This window comes from Chryseobacterium salipaludis (assembly GCF_022968825.1).
GTDB classification, from domain to species: Bacteria; Bacteroidota; Bacteroidia; order Flavobacteriales; family Weeksellaceae; genus Kaistella; species Kaistella salipaludis.
This window is the reverse complement of record NZ_JALHKS010000003.1, coordinates 127,777-148,935: the sequence shown is the minus strand read 5'-3', so window position 1 is coordinate 148,935 and position 21,159 is coordinate 127,777. Positions and strand designations below refer to the sequence as shown.

Here is a 21,159-nt window from a genome sequence, read left to right as displayed (position 1 = left end):
CCGCCAAATATAATTATTCTTTCCGCACTACCAAGATCCAGTCCTCTTCCAGTAGTTTATAACCAATATCATAGACGAAGCGGTACTCAGCGCCATTTTTGTACACTTTGAGCGAAGTAAAGTATTCGAAGTCGAAGCCTTCCGAGATCAGTTTGTTGCGGGTTGTCTTTGCCTTGCCGTCCACGAAGTTAATATCGGCCAGGATGCGGTGGTTTTTGCGCAGTTTGTTATTGATGTTGCGCATCAGATTCGTTGCATCTTTATTGTGCCGGTTGTTGTAGGAATTGCGGCAGCCATCATTGCAGAACTTTTTATCGCTGCGGCCAAAAATCGGATCATTACATTCAAGGCATTTTTGCATGGCAGTAGTTTGATACTCAAAGATATCAAAATTAATGATGGACATACTCCTAAAAAGAAGGCACACCGCCGCAAAGAAATTTCGGTAAAATTATGCTTTCTTCCAGCGGGCTGCGCGCCATTCCTGCTGTTCTTTTTTGTCCAGGAAAGACCAGCAGATGATCCGGCTTACTTTATTGCCGGTTCCCATCGGAATTGTTTTTACGGACATTACTTCGTGATCCGTCAACGTTTTATAAATACTTTTTAGGTTCGACTGTTTCGAGACCAGTGTGGAAAACCAGTAGATGTTTTTGCCAAATTCGACACTTTCGCTGATCATCTTTTTAATGAAACCCAACTCACCCCCCGGACAGACCAATTCTTTGCTTATGCCACTGAAATTAAGTGCAGGCCTTTTAACATGCTTTCCGAAAAGATTATTTGTTTTTCGCCGGGTTCCGTTCGCTGCTTCTTCCGTGCTGGCATGAAAAGGTGGATTACACATGCTGAAATCTACACGCTCGCCTTCGTTGATGATATTTTTAAAAATTTTCGTCTCATCCGGCTGCAACATGCAACGGACGCGCTCAGCCAACTGTGAATTTACAGCAACAGTCTGCTCTGCTGATTCCACCGATTTAGCGTTAATATCAGCGGCGATGAAATTCCAGCCATACTCAGCCACTCCGAGTACCGGATAAATGCAACTTGCACCGGTACCAATGTCCAGCACAGTGATTTTAGAGGCCGGCGGTATAACACCGAAGTTGCTCTGCGCCAGCAGGTCGGCCATATAATGAAGATAATCCGCGCGGCCCGGCACCGGTGGACACAGGTTCTCATCCGGAAAGTTCCAGTTTTCGATCCCGTAATAATGTTTGAGCAATGCTTTGTTCAGCAATTTTACCGCAGCAGGTTGCGTGAAATCAACGGACAGCGCACCATATTTGTTTGGTTTTATATACTCTGAAAGTGCCGGTACAGCCGCCGCCAAAGCTTTTAAATCATAAGGTTCCCTGTTGCGGTTGCGTTCATGCAGGCGTACTTTTTCAGCCGTTTTTCGTGGTTCAGACATAGCAATTACTTGTAGCCGCGAATGTAGAACAATTTGACCGGTTTATTGCAAAAGGTCCTTCGCTATAACATTCGTCTGGTAGAGGAGTATAATAAATAACCGCTTCAATTCAGAAGCGGTTTAAAGATAAATTCTCTACGAAGGAGGAGCAGTATTCGGCCAGTATTAATTTTGATGACCGTACATCTTGTCATATAAATCAATGTATTTTTCTTTCACCGCTTTTCGTTTGAGTTTAAGGGTAGGGGTGAGCAATCCCAGGTCTATCGACCAGACGTCCGGCGTTAGCTCAAAGCGCTTGATTTGCTCCCAATGTCCCAGCTTGGTATTCAGGTAATCGATTTCTTTTTTGATGCGGTCGTGCAGCACGGTGCTTTTCGCAATTTCTTCGGCAGAAGTCCCGAGGTCATGTCCTTTCCTTTCCGCCCAGTTTTTCGCGAAGTTAAAATCCGGTTGGATTAAGGCACACGGCATTTTTTCGCCGTCGCCCACCACCATGATCTGTTCGATAAACTTGGAACCTTTTGCCAGGTTTTCGATCACCTGCGGCGCAATATATTTACCGCCTGAGGTTTTAAACATTTCTTTTTTACGATCCGTAATGTGCAGATATCCCTCATCATCTATATGGCCAATGTCACCGGTTTTGAAGTATCCGTCATCGGTGAACACCTCCCGGGTCATTTCTTCGTTTTTAAAATATCCTTTGAAAACAGAAGGGCCTTTTACTGTAATTTCACCGTCTTCCTGAATTTTAACATCCACATTATCCAGCGGGTGCCCCACAGTTCCAATTTTAATTTTCCCGAAACTGTTCACTGCAATTACAGGCGAAGTTTCCGTAAGTCCGTATCCTTCCAGAATAGGAATACCTGCATTCTGGAATAATTTATTCAGTCTTGCCGAGAGCGCGGCGGAACCTGAAACCAGCGTAATAATATTTCCGCCCAGGCCTTCGCGCCATTTCGAAAATACCAGTTTATCTGCAATGATTTCTTTCAGTCCGGATGGTTTTCCGATCCCTTTTTTGTTTTTATTGACGCCCAGTGCCCACAGGAATATTTTGGTTTTCAAACCACCCGCGCTGGTTCCTTTGTCATAGATTTTATCGTAAACTTTTTCAATGAGCCGCGGGACCACCGACATAATGTGCGGCTGGACTTCCTTAATGTTTTCGCCCATTTTATCAATACTTTCAGCAAACCAGATTGCATAGCCGTTGTGCTGATAAAGATAAAACAGCATCCGTTCAAAAATATGGCAGATCGGCAAAAAGCTTAGAATACGCATGCCGCTGTGCTGCATTCCTTTAACGACAGGAATCCGCGGATTGGAACCCAGCACATTGGAAACAATATTCTGGTGGGTAAGCATTACACCTTTTGGCCGGCCCGTTGTTCCGGAGGTATAAATTAGTGTCGCTATATCCTCTGAATTAATAGAATTGGATAAATCTTCCACTTCTCCCTGTGTGGCATCATCCGCGCCCAGATCCAGAATCTCGTGCCAGTTCGCTACGCCTTCAATTTCATCGAAGCTAAAAACGCCTTGCAACGTCGGCACATTCGGACGGATTTTGGCTACTTTCTCATAAAGCGCTTCGTCAGAAAGAAAGCAATATTTTACTTCGGCATTATTAAAAATGAAATCATAATCTTCCGGCGAAATGCTCGGATAAACCGGAACTGTGATGGCACCAATCTGTGCAATCCCGAGATCCATAACAGCCCACTCCGTGCGGGTTGCTGTGGTAATGAGTGCAATCTTGTCACCCGGCTGAATGCCTAATTTAAGTAACCCTCTGGAAATAGCATTTCCTCTGGCCAGGAAATCGGCAGTGGACGTTTTGTGCCATTTGCCATTATATTTTGTGACAAACATATCCTCTCGAGGATATTTCTGTAATGCATTATGTGCAAAATCAAAGGTTCTTCTTATAGTCATAGCCAAGCGGTGTTGATTAAACTTTCAATATTGCCGGTAGGTCCGGTGCAGTTGTAAAAATATCAATTTTATTTAAACCTGCAACATTCCTAAAATTTTTAATAGAATTATATTTTTTCCGTTTTTTTATTTATCGTATTTTTACAGCCAAACAATTTATTTTTCTATGAACTTTAATTTATCTGAAGAGCAGCTGATGATTCAGCAGGCTGCCAGAGATTTTGCACAGGCGGAGTTACTTCCGGGCGTGATCGAGCGCGATAACGAACAGAAATTTCCGCACGAGCAGGTTAAAAAAATGGGCGAACTCGGTTTTCTGGGGATGATGGTTGACCCGAAATACGGAGGTGCCGGTATGGACAGTGTTTCATACGTTCTGGCGATGGAAGAGATTGCCAAAGTGGACGCTTCCGCAGCAGTCGTCATGTCGGTTAACAATTCACTGGTATGCGCCGGCCTCGAAAAATTCTGTAATGAAGAACAGAAACAAAAATATCTGACGCCACTGGCAAGCGGTGAAGTGATTGGTGCTTTTGCATTATCTGAGCCGGAAGCAGGTTCCGATGCGACTTCGCAGCAAACTACGGCAATCGATAAAGGTGACCATTATCTGTTAAATGGCACCAAAAACTGGATCACCAACGGCGGAAATGCAACGTATTATATTGTAATTGCGCAAACCGATGCTGAAAAGAAACATAAAGGAATTAATGCTTTTATCGTAGAACGCGGCTGGGAAGGTTTCGAAATCGGACCGAAAGAAGATAAGCTGGGTATTCGCGGCAGTGATACGCACTCACTTCTTTTCACCGATGTAAAAGTTCCAAAAGAAAACAGAATTGGTGACGACGGCTTTGGATTTAATTTTGCGATGGCAGTGCTGAATGGCGGCCGAATCGGAATTGCGTCACAGGCTTTGGGAATTGCATCCGGTGCTTATGAACTTGCGCTGAAATATGCCAAAACCCGCAAAGCTTTTAAAACCGAAATTATTAACCACCAGGCAATTGCTTTTAAACTGGCCGATATGGCGACGCAGATTACAGCGGCGCGGATGCTTTGCTTTAAAGCAGCTGTTGAAAAAGACGAAGGAAAAGACATCAGCGAAAGTGGCGCGATGGCGAAACTATATGCTTCACAAGTTGCGATGGATACAACCATTGAGGCCGTACAAATCCACGGAGGGTACGGTTATGTGAAAGAATACCACGTGGAGCGTATGATGCGCGACGCGAAGATTACGCAGATCTATGAGGGGACTTCCGAAATTCAAAAGATTGTAATTTCCCGCAGCCTGGCGAAAAACTCTTAATTTTTTCAGTAGATGAAATATCTGTGGATTGTTATTGCAGCGCTGCTTCTTTTTCTGGGTGGTTTCATCTGGTACCGGTACTTTTTTGTATTCGGGGAAGGGGTGAAATCCGGCTACCTGAATTATGCCATGAAAAAAGGATACGTCTGGAAAACCTATGAGGGAAAACTCATTCAGGAAGGATTTGGTCGCGGCAAAACCGGTGGTCTCACCTCATATGAATTTGAATTCTCTGTTGAAAATGAAAGCGTATTCAAGGAACTGGAAGAAAACAGCGGCAAGCATTTCGATCTGCATTACAAGGAATACAATGGCGTGCTGCCTTGGCGTGGCAACACACGCTACATTGTGGACCGCGTAATCAACAAAAAATAATTATTACAACAATAAATCCTTTCTTTGCGGAAAGGATTTGTTTTTAAAAAGAACTATGGAAAATACTCCCAATCCGCGCCGGCGCGTGTACCACTTCTTATCCCTGGCGGTCATTGCTTCCTCGATTTTTGTGGAAGAAGCAGCTTTCAAAATCGCCTTACTGCTGTTGGGGATTACCGGTTTGCTGTTAATTGCCGTGGCAAATAAGCAAAAAACGTTGATTTTTATTTACGCCGGTTTAATGGCAGTTGCTGTTACGGTCTATTTCCTGTTCCTGCGTCGTTAGGATTTTGGTTGCCCGGCATGAAGCGGGAATAATCATCATCTGATTTCGCATGTTTGACTTCGGCATCAGCACGGTCAGCGGCTGGCTCGCCAGTTATTTGCTGTACTTTCTGGGCAGCTTCTTTTTTCGCTTCACGGTGCTCCTCAAATCGTTCTTCGGCCGGTGTTTCCACGTATCCTTTGCGTTTATTGTTATGGCTTTTCACAATAAGAACGGCGATGACACATAGCAAGAGAAGCGGAACTGCCAGCAAAAATTTCGTTAAAGTCCCTTCAGTTTTCTCGCCTTTATCTTCCTGAAAATCGGCTAACGGCGCATCCTGTTCCGCAGTCGGTATTTGTTGAAATCCGGTGGAAGCCAGCTGCGCATCGGCAACCAGCATAATTTCCACTTCACTTTCTGTGGCACGGCTGTCCTGCATCATCGTTTTGCTTTTAACGATACCGGGAATTGCCGCCACGGCATTATAAAAGTTTCTGTAATCTTCCGACGGAACGCGCACCTGCACAATTTCCTGTTGCTGGCGTTCATCGTTGCTGTATTTTTCTGCGATAATATCTGCGTTGTAATTAGCAGCAGCCTGTGCAATTTCGCTTTTTGCTTTGCTTAGATCTGCCACCTGGATTTCCAGCGAGGCCTGCTGCCTAATGGTTCCGGGCGGTACCGGTTCGGAACGGAACGGTTTTTTTTCCTGATCAGAATCAGAACTGCTACCGGTGTATTCTTTGGTTTGCTGTAAAATCCGGTCAGCGGTTTTACTCAAAACGCTCAATGCATTTTCACCATTTTTCAGCATACTGTTCGCCGAGTCCAGCGTGCGCGCAACATCGCTTCCGGCTTTCACATTTTTCGTGAATTCACGAACCTGCACACGCATCGAATCAATTTTCCAGCTTTTATTTTTAGCAAGGCTATCAATTTTTCTGGCTTGTCTTTCAATTTCCGGCACAACTTCTTTTTTTACCGCGCCGCTTGAATCAGTGATGCGTTTCGTGATGGACTCAATCGTTTTCAGGCTTTGGTTTGCTTTGGTGAACAAACTGTCGGCTTTGTTAATGGAGTCACGCGTTTCTGTGAATTCCTGTTTACTGCAGGAGAATGCCAGGAACAGTGTGCAGAAGGGTATGATGAGTTTTTTCATTTCTTTATTTTTACGACCCAGAATAATCAAATTCTGTTCCCTTAACATAAAAAAATACGCCTGGTTTCAGGCGTATGTAAGAGTTCATTTTAAACGTTGGCAAATTCACTGATGAAGTGCAGTTTCACATTGGGAAACTTTTCCTGTGTCATGTGGATCGTGAAAGCCGAGTCAGCCAGGAAAACCAGCTGGCCATATTTGTCTCTGGCCATGAAGCGCTGTTTAAGCCGTGCGAATTCCTTAAATTCTTCTGATTTCTCGTCAGCTTCGACCCAGCAGGCTTTGTGAATGGATAATGGTTCGTACGAACATTTTGCACCATATTCATGCTCGAGACGATATTGAATAACTTCGTACTGAAGCGCGCCCACGGTTCCGATTACCTTTCGGTTGTTCATTTCGAGCGTAAAGAGCTGTGCCACCCCTTCGTCCATTAACTGATCGATTCCTTTGGCAAGTTGTTTTGCTTTCAGCGGATCATCATTATTAATGTAGCGGAAATGTTCCGGGGAGAAATTGGGAATTCCTTTAAAACTTAGTTTTTCTCCGGCCGTCAGTGTATCGCCAATCCTGAAATTCCCGGTATCGTGCAGACCGACAATATCACCCGGGAAACTTTCGTCCACCACTTCTTTCTTATCAGCAAAGAAAGCATTCGGTGAACTGAATTTCATTTTTTTGTTCTCGCGGACCAGCAGATAATTTTCATTTCTTTTAAAAGTTCCGGAAACGATTTTCACAAAAGCCAGCCTGTCGCGGTGCTTCGGATCCATGTTGGCGTGAATTTTAAAGATAAAACCACTGAAGTTTTTTTCTTCCGGTTTTACAATGCGGATATCGCTTTCCTTTGCCTGCGGATTTGGTGCAATTTGGATAAAGGCATCCAGCAGTTCCCGTACACCAAAGTTATTTAGCGCGGAACCAAAGAATACCGGCTGCAGGTTACCCGCCATATAATCTTCGCGGTTAAATTCTGGATACACTTCCTGAATCAGTTCCAGTTCTTCGCGCAATGTTTCCGCGGCTTTCTTGCCGATGGCTTCATCTATCGCTTCATCATTGATATCATCAAAGCGGATGGTTTCACTCACCTTCTGTTTCTTTTCCTCCAGGAATAACTGAATATTATGTTCCCAGATGTTATAAATACCCTGGAATTCACTTCCCATCCCGATAGGCAAGGAGAGTGGCACCACAGAAAGTCCCAGCTTTTGTTCCACTTCATCTAGCAGGTCAAAGGCGTCTTTTCCTTCGCGGTCCAGCTTATTGATGAAGACGATCATCGGGATATTGCGCATGCGGCAAACCTGTACCAGTTTTTCAGTCTGTTCCTCAACCCCTTTGGCAACATCTACCACCACAATCACGGAATCTACGGCGGTCAGCGTACGGTAGGTGTCCTCTGCGAAATCTTTGTGGCCTGGCGTATCGAGAATATTAATTTTATGCCCTTTATATTCAAAAGCGAGTACGGAAGTGGCTACGGAAATCCCACGCTGCCTTTCAATTTCCATAAAGTCAGACGTTGCACCTTTCTTGATTTTATTGGATTTCACGGCGCCTGCTTCCTGAATTGCACCACCGAATAACAGCAGTTTTTCCGTCAACGTGGTTTTCCCGGCATCGGGGTGTGCAATGATGCCAAATGTTTTTCTTTTCTGTATCTCTTTCAGAAGTTCTGCCATAGCTAAATTTGTGGGTGCAAAAATCGTGTTTTTTTATGAATTCTGAAAATCAGCGTTTTGTCATTCTTTCATTTGGAAAGTTACTGTCCGTTTCCCCACTGTATGTTTATATTTGTGGAAATTTAAAATTATGAAGGACCGTATACAAAGTGGTTTTACCTTCGGTTGGCTGGGCGGATTGCTGCTGTTTGTGGGAATGATGGCGGGGAGTTTGGTGGCAAGCGTACTCATATCATTATTAATGTCAATGCTGCCGGCGAATAGCTTTTTAGAAAATTTTAATTTATTGATTACAAACGCCGGTGGCTTCCTGGGTTCTATTTTCGCCTTTGATTATTTTATAGTGCGCCCGCAAACCGGGAAAAAACTGAGCTTCAATATGTCCACGGCCAATTTTGGCACGTATCTTTTAATTTTTCCGATGATGGCAGGCATGATGCTCATTGCGGAATTTTTCACCAATCTCATCCCGACAACCGGCCCGTTCTTCGGTCCTGCGTTTGACATTTTCCAAAAATTAATGGACAGAATGACGACAGACCCTGCGACCTTGGTTGTGCTGGCCGTCTTCATGGCGCCGCTCTTCGAGGAAATTGTGTTCCGGGGAATTATTCAGAAAGGACTGATTAGAAAAGGAATGAAGCCGATGTACGCAATTTTGCTTTCTGCTGTTCTTTTCGGATTGGTCCATGCCAATCCGTGGCAGTTTGTCGGGGCAGTTTTACTTGGCTGTGTGATGGGTCTGGTGTATTATAAGACTAAAAGCCTGCTGATGCCTATATTGCTGCACGCCTTTAATAATCTGATCAGCAGCTTACTGATATTTTACACTACTTCCGAAATTATTTCGGAGGCTACCGGGCTGAAACCTTATTTCTTACTTGCGATTGGAATCATCATATTTGCCTTGTTCACTACTATTTTTCTGCGCAGGAACAGAATTCATTATCGCGAAAACGACTAAAAAAATCATATGAAAGAATTATTGGTTGCCACTCATAACCAGCATAAAAAAGAAGAAATCCAGCAAATCTTGAACAGCCAGTATGTAGTGCGCTCACTCACAGATTTTGATTTGTACGAAGAAATTGTCGAGGATGGTGCCACCTTCCATGAAAATGCCTGTATTAAAGCAAAATATTGTTTTGAAAAAACAGGTAAAGCAAGCGTGGGTGATGACTCCGGTCTCGTCGTGGAAGCGCTGGACGGACGGCCCGGGATATTTTCGGCACGGTATGCCGGTGATCATGATTTTGCAAAAAATATAGAGAAGGTTTTAGAAGAAATGGAAGGTATTGAAAACCGCCGCGCTTATTTCGTGACGGTGATGTGCCTGGCAGATCAAACCGGCGAGCGCTATGTTGAAGGTCGCGTGTACGGTCATCTGACCACGGATACAAAGGGCGTTCAGGGATTTGGATATGACCCCATCTTTGTGCCGGACGGCCACCAAATCACTTTTGCCGAAATGCCCGCCGCCGAAAAAAATAAAATAAGTCACCGCAAACATGCGCTGGACTCCTTGCTTATCCAGTTGCAACAAAATGCGTGAAGACAAAGAATTCTGTGCCACGCGCTTTATACAATGAAAAATTGTATTTTTGCTTCTTCAAATTAAACCTTAGAAATGTTAGAAAAAATACAGGAATTATTGCAGGAAGTTGACGCGTTCACCTCATCAGACGCAGCAGAAATCGAACAGTTCCGCATTCGCTTTAGCGGAAAAAAGGGTATCCTGAATGATATTTTTTCTAAGTTTAAAGAAGTTCCGAACGACCAGAAAAAGGAATTTGGCCAGCGCATCAATCAGCTAAAGCAGGCGGTGGAACAAAAACTGGCAACCCTGAAAGAAGGCTTGGTTACCGAAACTGCAGAACAGAAGGAAGATCTGACCAGACCGGGTTTCCCGACTGAGCTCGGTTCCCGCCATCCGATCAGCCTGATACGAAACCGCGTTATAGAAATTTTCCGTTCGATTGGATTTGCTGTCGCCGACGGTCCGGAGATAGAGGACGACTGGCACAATTTTACCGCTCTGAATCTGCCGGAATATCATCCGGCGCGCGATATGCAGGACACTTTCTTCATTGAAACCAATCCGGATATTCTGCTTAGGACACACACCTCGTCTGTGCAGATACGTTATATGGAGCAGAATGAACCGCCAATTCGTATTCTTTCGCCGGGTCGCGTGTTCCGTAATGAAGCTATTTCCTCGCGGTCGCATTGTATTTTCCATCAGATAGAAGGGCTGTATATCGACCAGAATGTGAGCTTTGCTGACCTGAAACAAACGATCCAGTATTTTACAACCGAACTTTTCGGGAAATCTAAAATCAGGTTAAGACCGTCATATTTCCCGTTCACCGAGCCAAGTGCGGAAGTGGATGTGTACTGGGGCCTGAATTCGGAGACCGATTATCGCATCACCAAAGGAACCGGCTGGCTGGAAATTATGGGTTGTGGTATGGTGGACCCGGCCGTTCTGACCAATGTCAACATTGATCCTGAAAAATATTCCGGTTACGCATTTGGAATGGGAATCGAGCGAATTGTAATGCTGCTGTACCAAATGAGCGACATTCGCATGTTCTTCGAAAACGACAAGCGAATGCTTCAGCAGTTTAAAAGTTTATAAAGATCATTTTAGAAAAAACAAAGCCGTTTCGTCAACAGATAAAACGGCTTTTTATGTTTAAGATCTAAAGCTATTTCGTAAATCTCAGTGGATACTTCACATTGCTGTATCCATCCAGATCGGCCTTCAAACTTCCCACGGCCAATTCTGCTTTAATAGAAACCGGAATATGATTGGCATCATTACTCACCCAAAGTGTCACCCCTTCCTTGTCTTTGAAAACACGGCCGCTGATGACCTGCGGAACTATCTTTAAGCAATTGATGTAACCGTACTTGGTTTTCACATTTTCGGTACCGGTCACGCGCAGCTGAAACGGAAACATTTCATCGTCAATCCAAACGCTCAGTCGGTGGGTACTGCCGGGCCGCAGTTCCTGATTGCTCATCGTTCGCAAAAAATAGAAAGCCGACAGCATATCCTGCATTCCTTTCACCGAGGGAAGCGTGCGCACGGTATTCTTCTCCTTGTCAGTTAAGGAAAGGGTGTTATTGTTATGATTAAAAGTGGTCTGGAAATGCTGAGTATAAGTTCCTTCCTGCACGTTGCGCACATAATAACTTGGCAGGCCGGTATTGTAGTTAATATAGCTTTCGTATAAATCTTCTACTTTAAAAAACGCACGCACCGCACCGGTAGTTCGTCCATATCCTTTCACATATAGATGCGGCTGTCCACGGTAGTTTGTTTTTAGGGTAGTGAGTGTGGCATTACCGGCTGTTAAAACGCCATAATGAATTCGGTAACGGAGAACTTCTCCGGATTGAATATCAGAGAGCTTCTGCGCCGGTGAGAGTACCATCAACACAAGGCTACAGAGGAATAAAATCTTTTTCATAGCCGTAAATTTGCAAAATATCTGCCATACTGAAAAATGCATCATTTTGGCAGCAGGGCTCAGATGAGAATAATCATGTTGAGTCTAATTTCTTTTAATATTTCGTAAATTTGAAAATCTTAAATCAAAACAAAGAATAGATGATTACAACCGATATATTGATAATAGGTGCCGGGCCTACCGGCCTTTTTGCTGTTTTTGAAGCAGGTTTACTTAAGCTGAAGTGCCATCTGATCGATGCTTTGCCACAGCCTGGTGGACAGTTAACAGAACTTTATCCTAAAAAGCCTATTTTCGATATTCCTGGTTTTCCTTCTATCAATGCCGGCGATCTGGTTGACAACCTGATGGAACAGATTAAGCAGTTCCAGCCCGGTTTCACCTTGGGAGAAACCGCCCAGACTTTAACTAAACTGGAAGACGGCACGTTTGAAGTAGTGACTAACAAAGGTACAGTGCATCATGCGAAAGCAGTAGCTATTGCCGGCGGCCTCGGAACCTTCGAACCGAGAAAACCGCAGCTGGAAAATCTGGAAAAATATGAGGAAAATGGTGTAGAATATTTTGTAAAAGATCCTGAACATTTCCGCGGAAAGCGTGTCGTGATAGCCGGCGGGGGTGACTCTGCACTGGACTGGTCTATTTTCCTGGCGAATGTAGCAAGTGAAGTAACGCTGATCCACCGAAGAAATGAGTTCCGGGGCGCACTGGATTCTGTTGAGAAAGTTCAGCAACTAAAAGATCAGGGAAAAATTAAATTAATGACACCGGCCGAAGTAACCGGCCTGAAAGGCGAATCTCATTTGGAAGCCATTACCGTGGAGCGAGAGGGCGAAGTGACCGAACTGGAAACAGATTATCTGATTCCGCTCTTCGGACTGACACCAAAGCTGGGCGATATTGCGAACTGGGGCCTGGAAATTGAAAAAAATGCCATCGTTGTTAATAATGCACTGGATTATCAAACCAATATTCCGGGTGTATATGCTATTGGTGATGTGAATACCTATCCGGGAAAACTCAAGCTGATTCTGTGTGGTTTCCACGAAGCAACGCTGATGTGCCAGAGCGTATACAATATGCTGAACCCGGGTAAAAAGTTTGTGCTTAAATATACCACCGTGAGCGGCATTGATGGTTTCGACGGCAGCCGTAAAGAAGCCGAAAAAGCAGTGGTGAAAAAGATTGATTAAGAAATTTAATAAAGAAATACATGCAGGATATTCAGTTAAAAATAACCGACCGCCAGGGTGAGGTTCATGAAGTAATGGCACCGACGGATATGTCGATGAACCTGATGGAAGTGATTCGTTCCTACGAATTAGCTGAGGAAGGAACCATTGGCGTTTGCGGCGGGATGGCCATGTGCGCGTCGTGTCAGGTTTATGTGAAGTCCGGTGCAGAGTTGCTTGAAGAGATGGGTGATGAAGAAGATGCGATGCTGGGCGAAGCACTGTATGTACAGGATAACAGCCGCCTGGGCTGCCAGATCCACATTACTCCGGAAATCCACGGCCTGGAAGTAGAGATTGCTCCTTATCCGTGATTTTAATAATTTTCAGTTATGAATCCTTTCTCTTTTTGGGGAAGGATTTTTTTATATCTCATCTGACTGTCTAAAGGCGTGCAATTTGTTGAAGTATTGCGAAATAATATTTCTATGAAAATTGCTACCTACAATGTAAACGGAATCGGCAGCCGCCTGCCGGTCTTGCTGCAATGGCTTGAAAAAAGTAAGCCAGATATTGCGTGTCTTCAGGAATTAAAAGCACCACAGGACAGATTTCCTGAAGAGGAATTGCTCAATGCCGGATACCATGCACAGTGGATGGGCCAAAAAAGCTGGAATGGCGTCGCAATTTTATCTAAAGAAAAATCAAAAGTTATACGCACGGCCCTGCCGGGTGATGATACAGATGAGGCCAGCCGATTCCTGGAAGTGGAGTATCCGGGAATGACGGTTGTTTGCATCTATGTACCCAACGGAAATCCGACACCCGGGCCCAAGTTCGACTATAAACTCAACTGGCTGCAGCGTTTTGCGGCGCATACGGAAATGCTGATTACTTCGGGTAAAAAGGTAATTATTACAGGAGATTTTAATATCATCCCGACACCCGCTGATGTGTACAAACCAGTGAAATACGAAAAAGATGCTTTGTTTGTTCCTGAGGTGCGGGCTGTTTTCCAGGAAATCCTACAACAGGGCTGGATGGATGCACTACGAAAACTGCATCCCGACACGAAAATATACACCTTTTATGACTATTTCCGCAAAGCATATGAAAGAGATGCAGGCATGCGGATTGACCATTTCCTGCTAACGTCTGAGCTGGCGGAGAGGCTAACGTCGGGTGGCGTTGATAAGGAAGTGCGCGGCTGGGAAAAAACGAGCGATCATGTGCCCACGTGGATTACGCTGAAATAATTACTGATAAACTTTTTGCAGGCCTTCGACGATATACGTCTTCCTTTTAATCTTTGGGGAAACAACCTGCGAGACTGGCTGTCCATTGCATTGCTGTTTCTTATAAACAGAGGCGGTTGATTTCCATATTTTTTGTTCGATTAATTCTACCGAAGCAACAGAAAACTCCTGAATGGTAAGAAGCAATTCTTTCAGCTTTTTAGCCGGAATTTTCGAAACAATACTTTCGGGGTGAATTTTGCTCAGGAATAAAACTTCGTTTCTGATGATATTTCCCAGACCCGGGAACACCGCTTGCTCCAGCAGAATGTCGCCCACCTGGTTTTCCGAAAATTTCTCAAGCAGTAATTTCTTGGTTGCGTTCAAGTCGTACTCGGGAGAAAACGGATCAAGTTTCCAATCAAAATCAAAATCGGGCGGTAACTGTTTTACTTTAACAATGTAAAAATTAATAAAATCTTCTTCAAAGACAAGAAAGAAACTGGCATTTACTTTTTTACGGTCATTGATCAGGAAACTGCCAAATAAGCCAAAGTGAACGGTGATGATACAGTCATCAAAGTACAGGAGAAGGTACTTTCCAAAAGTTGTAATACGGTTAAGCTTTTGCCCCGAGATCTGCGCGCCATATTCATTGTTATAACCGCCACTATCTGTGACGATTTTACCCTCGAAGCGTTTTAACTGTTTTTTGATAGCAACCAGCGTGGGACCTTCAGGCATCAGAGCGGTTTTTCATTTTTCAAAATTTTCATAACAACTTTTTCTTCGGCAGTCAGGCCCGCTTGGCCATCGTTTTCCTCGATTTGATCCAGTTCTTTCAGGTAGGAATCAATTGCCTCATTTTCATATAGGTTAATGAGCAGGGGATGGATATAGTATTTCCGGCAAACGGTGGTGGTGTTTCCCAGTTCGCAGGCGACCAGTTCCACCGCCTGTTTAATTTTCTGTTTTAATGTTTTCTTTTCTACCGGTTCAGCTTCTTCCTCAATATGTTTTATGGCAATCAGCGCGTTCACCGTGCCGGACCACGTCCGAAAATCTTTGGCCGTGAAATCTTCGCCGCTAATTTCTTTTATATAATCATTCACCATCCCGCTTTCTATTGCGTGGCGTTTTCCTTCTTCATCATAAAACTGAAACAATTCCTTACCTGGAATATCGCGGCAATTTTTAACGGCTTTTGCCAGTTTTCTATTTTTCAGATCAATGTCATGATAAATTCCTTTTTTGCCTTTAAAGCTGAATCTTATTTTCTGGCCTTTAATTTCAACATGCTTATCCTTTAAAGTAGTTAGTCCGAAGGAGCCGTACATTTTTTCATAAATATTATTACCGATTCGGATGTTCGTGCGCTCCATCAAACTAACGACGAGCGCCAGAACTTTTGTTTTGTCCAGTTTTCTGTGTGCCAGATCCTGCTCGAGCCGTAATCGTATTTTCGGTAACACTTCGCCGAATTGCAGCATGCGGTAAAATTTGGTATGATTTCGCAGCGCGTTCCATACAGAATGATATCGGTATTGTTTGCGGTTGCGCGCATCAATTCCCGTAGCCTGAAGGTGGCCGTTATGTGCGGCACAAATCCAGACATCTTTCCACGCAGGCGGAATGGCCAGCTGTTTAATTCTGGCCAGTTCGTCGGCATCTGTGATTTTCTTGCCATTCAGATAATAAGCAAATCCCTTCCCGAATTTTTTCCTGGTAAAACCTTCGGTTTCGCTGTCGCTACTGTAGATCAGTTTCACAGCACGCGCTGATTTTACCGGATCTTTCATAATTTTCACGATCCGGGAAGCACTGATTTTGGAAACCAGTTCAATGCTTGGTTCTGTGGCCTGCATCGCTTAAGATTTACCGCGTGTAAACAACCAGATAATAAGCGCGATAACGGCGCCAACCAGGAAGAACGCCCACCACATACCGGCTTTAAAAATTGTACCGATGGCATCGCAGCCGGTGAGGGTCAACAGCGCAAACACAGCTAAAGTTAAAAATGTGTACTTTTTCATAATTTTCTTTTTTAATGTTTATAAATGATTTGACGTGTTTATTATCTAGACACGATGATGGTCCGGCCGCCATTTGGTAATGGCTTTCTTAATAGCATCACCGCTTAAATTTTCCTCCAAGGTGCGCTCCAGCAACTGCAGGAATTCGTCGTCATAGGCAAATCGCAGTGCTGCAATCTGGTCAAATGTTAACTTGTTTTCGACCTGATCAGAACGTTTGCCGCTAAGCTCGAAATAACGCTGCTTAAATTCCAGCCGTACAATTCTGTTTTGGTTTCCAAGGGCGTAATGCTGGCGAACCATCAAAGCTAAATACAGGATTAAAAAAACAGCCGTGGCAAAAAGAATCCACGTGAGTTGCGATCTTTGAACCGTAATCGCTTTCCATATTCCAAAAACGAGCAACACCATCAGTAAAGGCAAAAAAATGAAATGGTGCGGCGCGTAAAATTTTTTGTGGTTACTGTAGTTTTGTTCCATACTCGGTAGCTTGCAAATTATCAACCAAAATTTCAGAACAGATATAAAAAATTCCTTTTCCAAAACGTACAGTCCAAATACGGATTGTGTTTCAGCTTATTGATGTGCATAAAAAAACGGTACAAGCGCCGCCGGAGCATTACTTGTACCGTTTATATACCCGAAAAAAATCCCGGTTTAATCGAAACCGCCTCTGCGAGTAGGCTCTTTCACTTCCGGCCATTTCAGCGGCGAACCGCTGTTGTCCATTGGCATTGCAATTTTCTCTGCAGATGCTTTCTCAGGATCTTCGCTGGCCATATAGGCTAAAATCGCGATGGTGGCTACGTTGCTTTTTACATCATCAAAAACAATTTTATCGTAGGTGTCACGGTTGGTATGCCAGGTGTACGTGCCATAGCTCCAGTTCAAAGAACTCAGCATAAACGCCGGCACACCTGCTGCCACAAAGGACGCGTGGTCAGACCCGCCGCCGCCGGGGAAGCCAGGGAAGGAATACTCAATGTCTTTCGTTAATTCACGTGGTACCGCGCGCAGCCATCTGCCCAGGTAATTGTAAGAATGCAGGAATCCCTGACCGCTAATATTCGCGATGCGTCCTGTTCCGTTGTCCTGATTGAAAACAGCCTGTACGTTTGGCATCTCTGCCTTGTGTGCAGAAACGTAACCCCGGGAACCATTCAGCCCCTGTTCTTCGCTGCCCCAAAGTCCAACTACAATCGTGCGTTTTGGATTTGGGTAATATTTTTTCAGAATACGCGCTACTTCCATCATCGTGATGCTGCCGGTGCCGTTATCAGTGGCACCGGTGCCGCCGTCCCACGAATCCAGGTGGGCAGAAAGGATTACGTATTCATCTGGTTTTTCAGAACCTTTAATGGTTGCTACTGTATTGAAAGTCGGTGCCGTGCCCCGGTCTTTGCTGTTTGCCTGCAGTTTGAGTTTCGGCGTGGTGCCGTGCTGGATCATGCGGTACAGTTGTCCGTAATCTTCCAGTGCAATATCAAACACCGGAATCTTTTTTGTGTTGGCACCGAATATTTTATTTACACCGAACCCGCGTGACCAGTAAGAAGACAGAATGCCCGCCGCGCCAGCAGTTTCCAGAGTTGTATTAAGTGTTCTGGAGTTCTCGCCCGTAGCAGCAATGGATTTACGCCAGTTTTCTGCCTGCTCCTGCGCTTCTTTTTTCATCTTTTCGTAAGACTCCGGCGTGGCAAACTCTTTCCAGTTGTAATCCGGCCGGCCGTTTGGCATGTACTGCGAAACCATTACCAGCTTTCCTTTGACGGAAGGCAGCCACTTTTGAAAATCTTCTTTGGAGGTAAACATCGGCAGCATCACCACGTCTGCGGTAATACCGCGCGAAGGTGTGGACGGACTCCAGGCCAGCTGCATCCCTTCGATGGATTTGGCATAAGGCTGTACCATTTCTACGGATGAAGTTCCCCGTTCCCAAGCTTTCCATTCACCCCATTTTTCATTTTGTGCACTGATTCCCCAATTCTGGAAACGCTGTACGGCCCAGTCATGTGCCTGCTGCATTTTGGGACTGCCCACCAGGCGCGGCCCGATGCCGTCCATCAATTCATAAGCAAGTGTTTCGAGTTGGGAGTTCTGGTACGTTTCATTCATAATGTTTTTCACCATTTGATCCTGAGTCTGCGCCTGCACGCTGACTGCAAGAACGGTGGAAACCATCCAGAGTTTAGCATAGTTTTTCATTGACTAAAAATTTTGGCGATGAAGATAATAAAATTATCGCTAAACAGAGGGTGGAACCTGCATTATTACTAAGCAAAAGCAGTCCTTCTTCCTGAATATTTATTACTTTTAACAAAAAAATAGAATTATGAATTTAATTATCCGCTTGTTGGTTACTGCCGTAGTTGCCTTCGCACTCACCTATATTCTTTCCGGTGTGCATATGGACAGTTTTGGAACGGCCCTTGTTTTCGCGCTTATTCTGGGAATATTAAATCTGATCGTAACCCCGATCCTTAAGTTACTGGGATTGCCGCTGACGATTATCACACTGGGCCTTTTTTCCCTGGTTATTAATGCCGTCGTCGTGCTGCTGGCGGCTAATTTCGTGAGTGGTATGACCATCGATAATTTCGGCTGGGCGTTCATCTTCAGTATCGCTTTGTCTTTCATCAGTTCACTTGTTTCAGGTATTTTTACCCGGTAACTTTATAAATTCTTTTAACTTTCACCAATGACTTTTTCTTCAGTTTCTTTAAAAGCCTGTGTCGCGGCCGTATTTTTAGTTTCGTCGGCAACCGTTCAGGCACAGGAATTATGGATGCCCCGCAATATTGCAAAGGCATATAATCAGCAAACCCGCTCGATCGACGGAAAGCCCGGTGCGCACTATTGGCAAAACGGTGGTGATTATACTATTCATTTTAATGTAGATGTGCGCACAAAAACCATCTCCGGAAAGGAAACCATTATGTATTCCAACAATTCGCCGGATGATCTGAAAACACTTGTTATCCGTTTTGTAAACAATCTGCATAAGCCCACTTCTCCCCGAAATGCAAAAGCAGCAACCGATTTTCTGAGTGCCGGACTGAATTTGAAATTACTGAAAATTAACGGCAAAACCTACAAGGTTAATTCGGCGGACTGGGAAACATTTCACGAAGTAAAACTTGACCAGCCGTTGGCCGCAGGCGCTACCCATAAAATAGAAATGGAATGGTCTTACCCTTTGTCAAAACAAAGTGGCCGCGAAGGACAGATTGATGAGACCACCTTCTTCTGTGCCTATGCCTATCCGCGCATTTCGGTGTACGATGATTATAACGGCTGGGATAAACTCCCGCATATGGGCAGAGGAGAATTCTATAATAATTTTAATAATTATGAAGTTGCGATCACCGCCCCGAAAAACTTTGTGGTGTATGCGACCGGGATTTTCCAAAATCCGAATGAAGTATTGCAGCCGGCAATTGCGCAGCGTTTCGAAAAGTCATTAAATTCTGACGAGGTAATTCATGTGGCAACTGCAGCGGACATGAAGGCGAAGCGCGTTACCAAGCAAAACGCCCGCAATACCTGGAAATTTACGGCCCAAAATGTCCCTGATTTTACCTTTGCGGTCAGCTCTTCCTATATCTGGGATGCTGCCAGTGTACAGCTGGCTTCCAAGCGGGTGAGCACGCAGTCCACGTACAAAGCCGGTACGCCCGACTTTGAAAAATATGTGGAGTGGGAGCAGTACAGCATCAAATGGTTTTCGGAGAACTGGCCGGGAATTGAATATCCGTATCCCACAATGACCGGTTTCCAGGGTTTTGCCGATATGGAATATCCGATGATGATTAATGACACCTCGGTGCCGGATGATTTTGCCGACGCGCGCCAAACCGTAGATCATGAAATCGCGCATACCTACTTTCCGTTTATGATGGGAACCAATGAAAGCCGGTATGCTTTTATGGACGAGGGCTGGGTGACAGCATTTGAATATCTGATCGGTGAAGCGGAGAACGGAAAGGAATTTAACGATAAAGCGTTCACAGATTTCCGTGTAAAGAAATATATTTATGACCCTTCTGCCGAGCAGGACCAGCCGCTAATTTCCATGAGCAGCCAGCTCACGGGGATGGGCTACAGCAGCAATGCGTATATTAAACCGGCATTTGCTTATCTGGCACTGAAACACCTGCTGGGCGATCAGAAATTTAAGCAAACCTTGCATTATTACATGAATACCTGGGCGGGCAAACATCCGACGCCCTGGGATTTCTTCTACAGTTTTAATACCGGCAGCGGGCAGAACCTCAATTGGTTCTGGAAAAACTGGTTCTTCAGTACCCATTATATTGATTTAAAATTAACCTCCGCGGTACAGGAAAATAATCTCGTAAAATTCACGGTGCGAAATGCGGGTGGATTTGCTATTCCTTTTACGGTCATTTATGAATATACAGACGGCACGTCTTCACAGCAAAAATTCACGCCCGGTGTCTGGGAAACGCAACAGTATTTCAGTGGCGAATATTCCACTGATAAAAAGGTGAAAGCGGTGAAGATAGACAACGGAATTTTCTTCGATTACACCCCTGAAAATAATTTGTTACAACTATAAATATGGCTACATTTCGTCCTGCTGCCGCTGACAAAGGCGTAAAAGTTATTACCCTTGCGATACTCATTCTTTTAGCTTTGATCATTATTTCAATTAACCTTTCAGAGGCTTCTCCGTTTAACAAAAGTTTTATTTCTGTCATTTTAATAGGTATTGTTGTAATAGCCTACATTTCGAAGCCCTCTGTTTTTATTATCCAAGACAATAAACTGATAATAAAAAATCTGCGTCGGGAAAAAAGTCTGATGCTTCGCGATATAGAAAATGTTTGTCGCGCGGAAACCTTACCGCATTTCCGCACACTGGGAGTGGGTGGCTTATTTGGTTATTACGGCCTTTTCAACGGTAACGAAAAATGGTGGGTTACCAACCAAAAGAAAAAGGTAGGAATAAAATTAAAAAATGGAAAAGTATTCATGATCAGCCCTGAGGAACCCGCACAGTTTATCAAAGAGTTGAAGTCAGTTGTCCAAAGTAAATTAAGCGTTTCTTAATAATTATATT

23 protein-coding genes are annotated in these 21,159 nt (G+C 44.3%); 12 read left to right on the top strand and 11 right to left on the bottom strand.

Annotation, left to right across the window (positions count from 1 at the left end):
* Window positions 1–13 precede the first annotated feature (13 nt).
* From MVI27_RS06215 to MVI27_RS06205, 3 genes are all read right to left on the bottom strand, one after another.
* The gene (locus tag MVI27_RS06215; RefSeq protein ID WP_246959947.1) at window positions 14–361 is read right to left on the bottom strand and encodes a hypothetical protein; all 348 of its coding nucleotides are present in this window, start codon (window positions 359–361) and stop codon (window positions 14–16) included.
* 90 nt (window positions 362–451) lie between these two features.
* Window positions 452–1,417, bottom strand: a complete 966-nt coding sequence (rlmF, locus tag MVI27_RS06210; protein ID WP_246959946.1) for a 23S rRNA (adenine(1618)-N(6))-methyltransferase RlmF — start codon at window positions 1,415–1,417, stop codon at window positions 452–454.
* Between the two features lie 165 nt (window positions 1,418–1,582).
* The gene (locus tag MVI27_RS06205; RefSeq protein WP_246959945.1) at window positions 1,583–3,361 is read right to left on the bottom strand and encodes an AMP-dependent synthetase/ligase; all 1,779 of its coding nucleotides are present in this window, start codon (window positions 3,359–3,361) and stop codon (window positions 1,583–1,585) included.
* A gap of 166 nt (window positions 3,362–3,527) precedes the next feature.
* Here MVI27_RS06205 and MVI27_RS06200 point away from each other — a divergent pair, with 166 nt between their 5' ends.
* From MVI27_RS06200 to MVI27_RS06190, 3 genes are read left to right on the top strand one after another with little or no spacing between them, the layout of a single operon-like run.
* The gene (locus MVI27_RS06200; protein WP_246959944.1) at window positions 3,528–4,673 is read left to right on the top strand and encodes an acyl-CoA dehydrogenase; all 1,146 of its coding nucleotides are present in this window, start codon (window positions 3,528–3,530) and stop codon (window positions 4,671–4,673) included.
* A 12-nt stretch (window positions 4,674–4,685) separates the two neighbouring features.
* Window positions 4,686–5,048 carry a hypothetical protein gene (locus MVI27_RS06195; RefSeq protein WP_246959943.1) on the top strand — a complete coding sequence of 121 codons (363 nt, stop codon included), beginning with the start codon at window positions 4,686–4,688 and terminating at the stop codon, window positions 5,046–5,048.
* 55 nt (window positions 5,049–5,103) lie between these two features.
* Window positions 5,104–5,334, top strand: a complete 231-nt coding sequence (locus tag MVI27_RS06190; RefSeq protein ID WP_246959942.1) for a hypothetical protein — start codon at window positions 5,104–5,106, stop codon at window positions 5,332–5,334.
* Here MVI27_RS06190 and MVI27_RS06185 read toward each other — a convergent pair.
* Together MVI27_RS06185 and MVI27_RS06180 are read right to left on the bottom strand one after the other, a co-directional pair.
* Window positions 5,303–6,475 carry a DUF4349 domain-containing protein gene (locus MVI27_RS06185; protein WP_246959941.1) on the bottom strand — a complete coding sequence of 391 codons (1,173 nt, stop codon included), beginning with the start codon at window positions 6,473–6,475 and terminating at the stop codon, window positions 5,303–5,305. The genes MVI27_RS06190 and MVI27_RS06185 overlap by 32 nt on opposite strands.
* Window positions 6,476–6,564: 89 nt before the next feature.
* Window positions 6,565–8,160, bottom strand: coding sequence for a peptide chain release factor 3 (locus MVI27_RS06180; RefSeq protein WP_246959940.1), 1,596 nt, complete (start codon window positions 8,158–8,160; stop codon window positions 6,565–6,567).
* A gap of 130 nt (window positions 8,161–8,290) precedes the next feature.
* Between MVI27_RS06180 and MVI27_RS06175 the strand changes: the two genes are divergently transcribed.
* The 3 genes from MVI27_RS06175 to pheS all read left to right on the top strand — a co-directional run bounded on the left by MVI27_RS06175 (window position 8,291) and on the right by pheS (window position 10,798).
* Complete coding sequence (locus tag MVI27_RS06175) at window positions 8,291–9,124, top strand: CPBP family intramembrane glutamic endopeptidase (protein WP_246959939.1); 834 nt, start codon at window positions 8,291–8,293, stop codon at window positions 9,122–9,124.
* Window positions 9,125–9,133: 9 nt separating this feature from the next.
* Window positions 9,134–9,712: an RdgB/HAM1 family non-canonical purine NTP pyrophosphatase gene (rdgB, locus tag MVI27_RS06170; protein ID WP_246959938.1), complete on the top strand. Its 579-nt coding sequence runs from the start codon at window positions 9,134–9,136 to the stop codon at window positions 9,710–9,712.
* A gap of 75 nt (window positions 9,713–9,787) precedes the next feature.
* Window positions 9,788–10,798, top strand: a complete 1,011-nt coding sequence (gene pheS / locus MVI27_RS06165) for a phenylalanine--tRNA ligase subunit alpha (protein WP_246959937.1) — start codon at window positions 9,788–9,790, stop codon at window positions 10,796–10,798.
* A 70-nt stretch (window positions 10,799–10,868) separates the two neighbouring features.
* Here pheS and MVI27_RS06160 read toward each other — a convergent pair whose 3' ends face one another.
* Window positions 10,869–11,636 (bottom strand): DUF3108 domain-containing protein, encoded by a 768-nt coding sequence (locus tag MVI27_RS06160; RefSeq protein ID WP_246959936.1) that lies wholly within the window; start codon window positions 11,634–11,636, stop codon window positions 10,869–10,871.
* 140 nt (window positions 11,637–11,776) lie between these two features.
* Here MVI27_RS06160 and MVI27_RS06155 point away from each other — a divergent pair, with 140 nt between their 5' ends.
* The 3 genes from MVI27_RS06155 (at window position 11,777) to xth (ending at window position 14,064) form a co-directional block, all read left to right on the top strand.
* Complete coding sequence (locus tag MVI27_RS06155) at window positions 11,777–12,829, top strand: NAD(P)/FAD-dependent oxidoreductase (protein WP_246959935.1); 1,053 nt, start codon at window positions 11,777–11,779, stop codon at window positions 12,827–12,829.
* A gap of 20 nt (window positions 12,830–12,849) precedes the next feature.
* Window positions 12,850–13,182, top strand: coding sequence for a 2Fe-2S iron-sulfur cluster-binding protein (locus tag MVI27_RS06150; protein WP_246959934.1), 333 nt, complete (start codon window positions 12,850–12,852; stop codon window positions 13,180–13,182).
* 114 nt (window positions 13,183–13,296) lie between these two features.
* Window positions 13,297–14,064 (top strand): exodeoxyribonuclease III, encoded by a 768-nt coding sequence (gene xth, locus MVI27_RS06145; protein WP_246959933.1) that lies wholly within the window; start codon window positions 13,297–13,299, stop codon window positions 14,062–14,064.
* Here the strand turns inward: xth and MVI27_RS06140 are convergent, their stop codons facing one another.
* From MVI27_RS06140 to MVI27_RS06120, 5 genes are all read right to left on the bottom strand, one after another.
* Window positions 14,065–14,787, bottom strand: coding sequence for a DNA-formamidopyrimidine glycosylase family protein (locus MVI27_RS06140; protein ID WP_246959932.1), 723 nt, complete (start codon window positions 14,785–14,787; stop codon window positions 14,065–14,067).
* Window positions 14,787–15,908 carry a DNA topoisomerase IB gene (locus MVI27_RS06135; protein WP_246959931.1) on the bottom strand — a complete coding sequence of 374 codons (1,122 nt, stop codon included), beginning with the start codon at window positions 15,906–15,908 and terminating at the stop codon, window positions 14,787–14,789. The genes MVI27_RS06140 and MVI27_RS06135 overlap by 1 nt, the downstream gene beginning before the upstream one ends.
* A 3-nt stretch (window positions 15,909–15,911) precedes the next feature.
* Window positions 15,912–16,076 (bottom strand): phosphatidate cytidylyltransferase, encoded by a 165-nt coding sequence (locus MVI27_RS06130; protein ID WP_246959930.1) that lies wholly within the window; start codon window positions 16,074–16,076, stop codon window positions 15,912–15,914.
* Window positions 16,077–16,121: 45 nt separating this feature from the next.
* Complete coding sequence (locus MVI27_RS06125; RefSeq protein WP_246959929.1) at window positions 16,122–16,556, bottom strand: DUF6526 family protein; 435 nt, start codon at window positions 16,554–16,556, stop codon at window positions 16,122–16,124.
* 177 nt (window positions 16,557–16,733) lie between these two features.
* Window positions 16,734–18,281, bottom strand: coding sequence for a M20/M25/M40 family metallo-hydrolase (locus tag MVI27_RS06120; protein WP_246959928.1), 1,548 nt, complete (start codon window positions 18,279–18,281; stop codon window positions 16,734–16,736).
* A 127-nt stretch (window positions 18,282–18,408) separates the two neighbouring features.
* Here MVI27_RS06120 and MVI27_RS06115 point away from each other — a divergent pair, with 127 nt between their 5' ends.
* Genes MVI27_RS06115 through MVI27_RS06105 form a run of 3 tightly spaced genes read left to right on the top strand, consistent with a single transcriptional unit; the run spans window position 18,409 to window position 21,149 of the window.
* Window positions 18,409–18,747 carry a phage holin family protein gene (locus tag MVI27_RS06115; RefSeq protein WP_246959927.1) on the top strand — a complete coding sequence of 113 codons (339 nt, stop codon included), beginning with the start codon at window positions 18,409–18,411 and terminating at the stop codon, window positions 18,745–18,747.
* A gap of 27 nt (window positions 18,748–18,774) precedes the next feature.
* On the top strand, window positions 18,775–20,655 hold the full coding sequence (locus tag MVI27_RS06110; RefSeq protein WP_246959926.1) for a M1 family metallopeptidase: 1,881 nt from the start codon (window positions 18,775–18,777) through the stop codon (window positions 20,653–20,655).
* A 2-nt stretch (window positions 20,656–20,657) separates the two neighbouring features.
* A complete protein-coding gene (locus MVI27_RS06105) occupies window positions 20,658–21,149 on the top strand; it encodes a PH domain-containing protein (RefSeq protein WP_246959925.1) in 492 nt (163 codons plus the stop codon).
* Window positions 21,150–21,159: the final 10 nt, after the last annotated feature.

Bases quoted from the DNA above. Each gene is read 5' to 3' on its own strand.
- MVI27_RS06190 (WP_246959942.1), top strand. From the start codon at position 5,104: ATGGAAAATACTCCCAATCCGCGCCGGCGCGTGTACCACTTCTTATCC.
- MVI27_RS06205 (WP_246959945.1), bottom strand. From the start codon at position 3,361: ATGACTATAAGAAGAACCTTTGATTTTGCACATAATGCATTACAGAAA.
- MVI27_RS06105 (WP_246959925.1), top strand. From the start codon at position 20,658: ATGGCTACATTTCGTCCTGCTGCCGCTGACAAAGGCGTAAAAGTTATT.
- MVI27_RS06120 (WP_246959928.1), bottom strand. From the start codon at position 18,281: ATGAAAAACTATGCTAAACTCTGGATGGTTTCCACCGTTCTTGCAGTC.
- rdgB (WP_246959938.1), top strand. From the start codon at position 9,134: ATGAAAGAATTATTGGTTGCCACTCATAACCAGCATAAAAAAGAAGAA.
- MVI27_RS06155 (WP_246959935.1), top strand. From the start codon at position 11,777: ATGATTACAACCGATATATTGATAATAGGTGCCGGGCCTACCGGCCTT.
- MVI27_RS06195 (WP_246959943.1), top strand. From the start codon at position 4,686: ATGAAATATCTGTGGATTGTTATTGCAGCGCTGCTTCTTTTTCTGGGT.
- MVI27_RS06175 (WP_246959939.1), top strand. From the start codon at position 8,291: ATGAAGGACCGTATACAAAGTGGTTTTACCTTCGGTTGGCTGGGCGGA.
- MVI27_RS06125 (WP_246959929.1), bottom strand. From the start codon at position 16,556: ATGGAACAAAACTACAGTAACCACAAAAAATTTTACGCGCCGCACCAT.
- MVI27_RS06215 (WP_246959947.1), bottom strand. From the start codon at position 361: ATGCAAAAATGCCTTGAATGTAATGATCCGATTTTTGGCCGCAGCGAT.
- rlmF (WP_246959946.1), bottom strand. From the start codon at position 1,417: ATGTCTGAACCACGAAAAACGGCTGAAAAAGTACGCCTGCATGAACGC.
- MVI27_RS06115 (WP_246959927.1), top strand. From the start codon at position 18,409: ATGAATTTAATTATCCGCTTGTTGGTTACTGCCGTAGTTGCCTTCGCA.
- MVI27_RS06140 (WP_246959932.1), bottom strand. From the start codon at position 14,787: ATGCCTGAAGGTCCCACGCTGGTTGCTATCAAAAAACAGTTAAAACGC.
- MVI27_RS06180 (WP_246959940.1), bottom strand. From the start codon at position 8,160: ATGGCAGAACTTCTGAAAGAGATACAGAAAAGAAAAACATTTGGCATC.
- MVI27_RS06185 (WP_246959941.1), bottom strand. From the start codon at position 6,475: ATGAAAAAACTCATCATACCCTTCTGCACACTGTTCCTGGCATTCTCC.
- MVI27_RS06110 (WP_246959926.1), top strand. From the start codon at position 18,775: ATGACTTTTTCTTCAGTTTCTTTAAAAGCCTGTGTCGCGGCCGTATTT.
- MVI27_RS06200 (WP_246959944.1), top strand. From the start codon at position 3,528: ATGAACTTTAATTTATCTGAAGAGCAGCTGATGATTCAGCAGGCTGCC.
- pheS (WP_246959937.1), top strand. From the start codon at position 9,788: ATGTTAGAAAAAATACAGGAATTATTGCAGGAAGTTGACGCGTTCACC.
- MVI27_RS06130 (WP_246959930.1), bottom strand. From the start codon at position 16,076: ATGAAAAAGTACACATTTTTAACTTTAGCTGTGTTTGCGCTGTTGACC.
- MVI27_RS06150 (WP_246959934.1), top strand. From the start codon at position 12,850: ATGCAGGATATTCAGTTAAAAATAACCGACCGCCAGGGTGAGGTTCAT.
- MVI27_RS06160 (WP_246959936.1), bottom strand. From the start codon at position 11,636: ATGAAAAAGATTTTATTCCTCTGTAGCCTTGTGTTGATGGTACTCTCA.
- MVI27_RS06135 (WP_246959931.1), bottom strand. From the start codon at position 15,908: ATGCAGGCCACAGAACCAAGCATTGAACTGGTTTCCAAAATCAGTGCT.
- xth (WP_246959933.1), top strand. From the start codon at position 13,297: ATGAAAATTGCTACCTACAATGTAAACGGAATCGGCAGCCGCCTGCCG.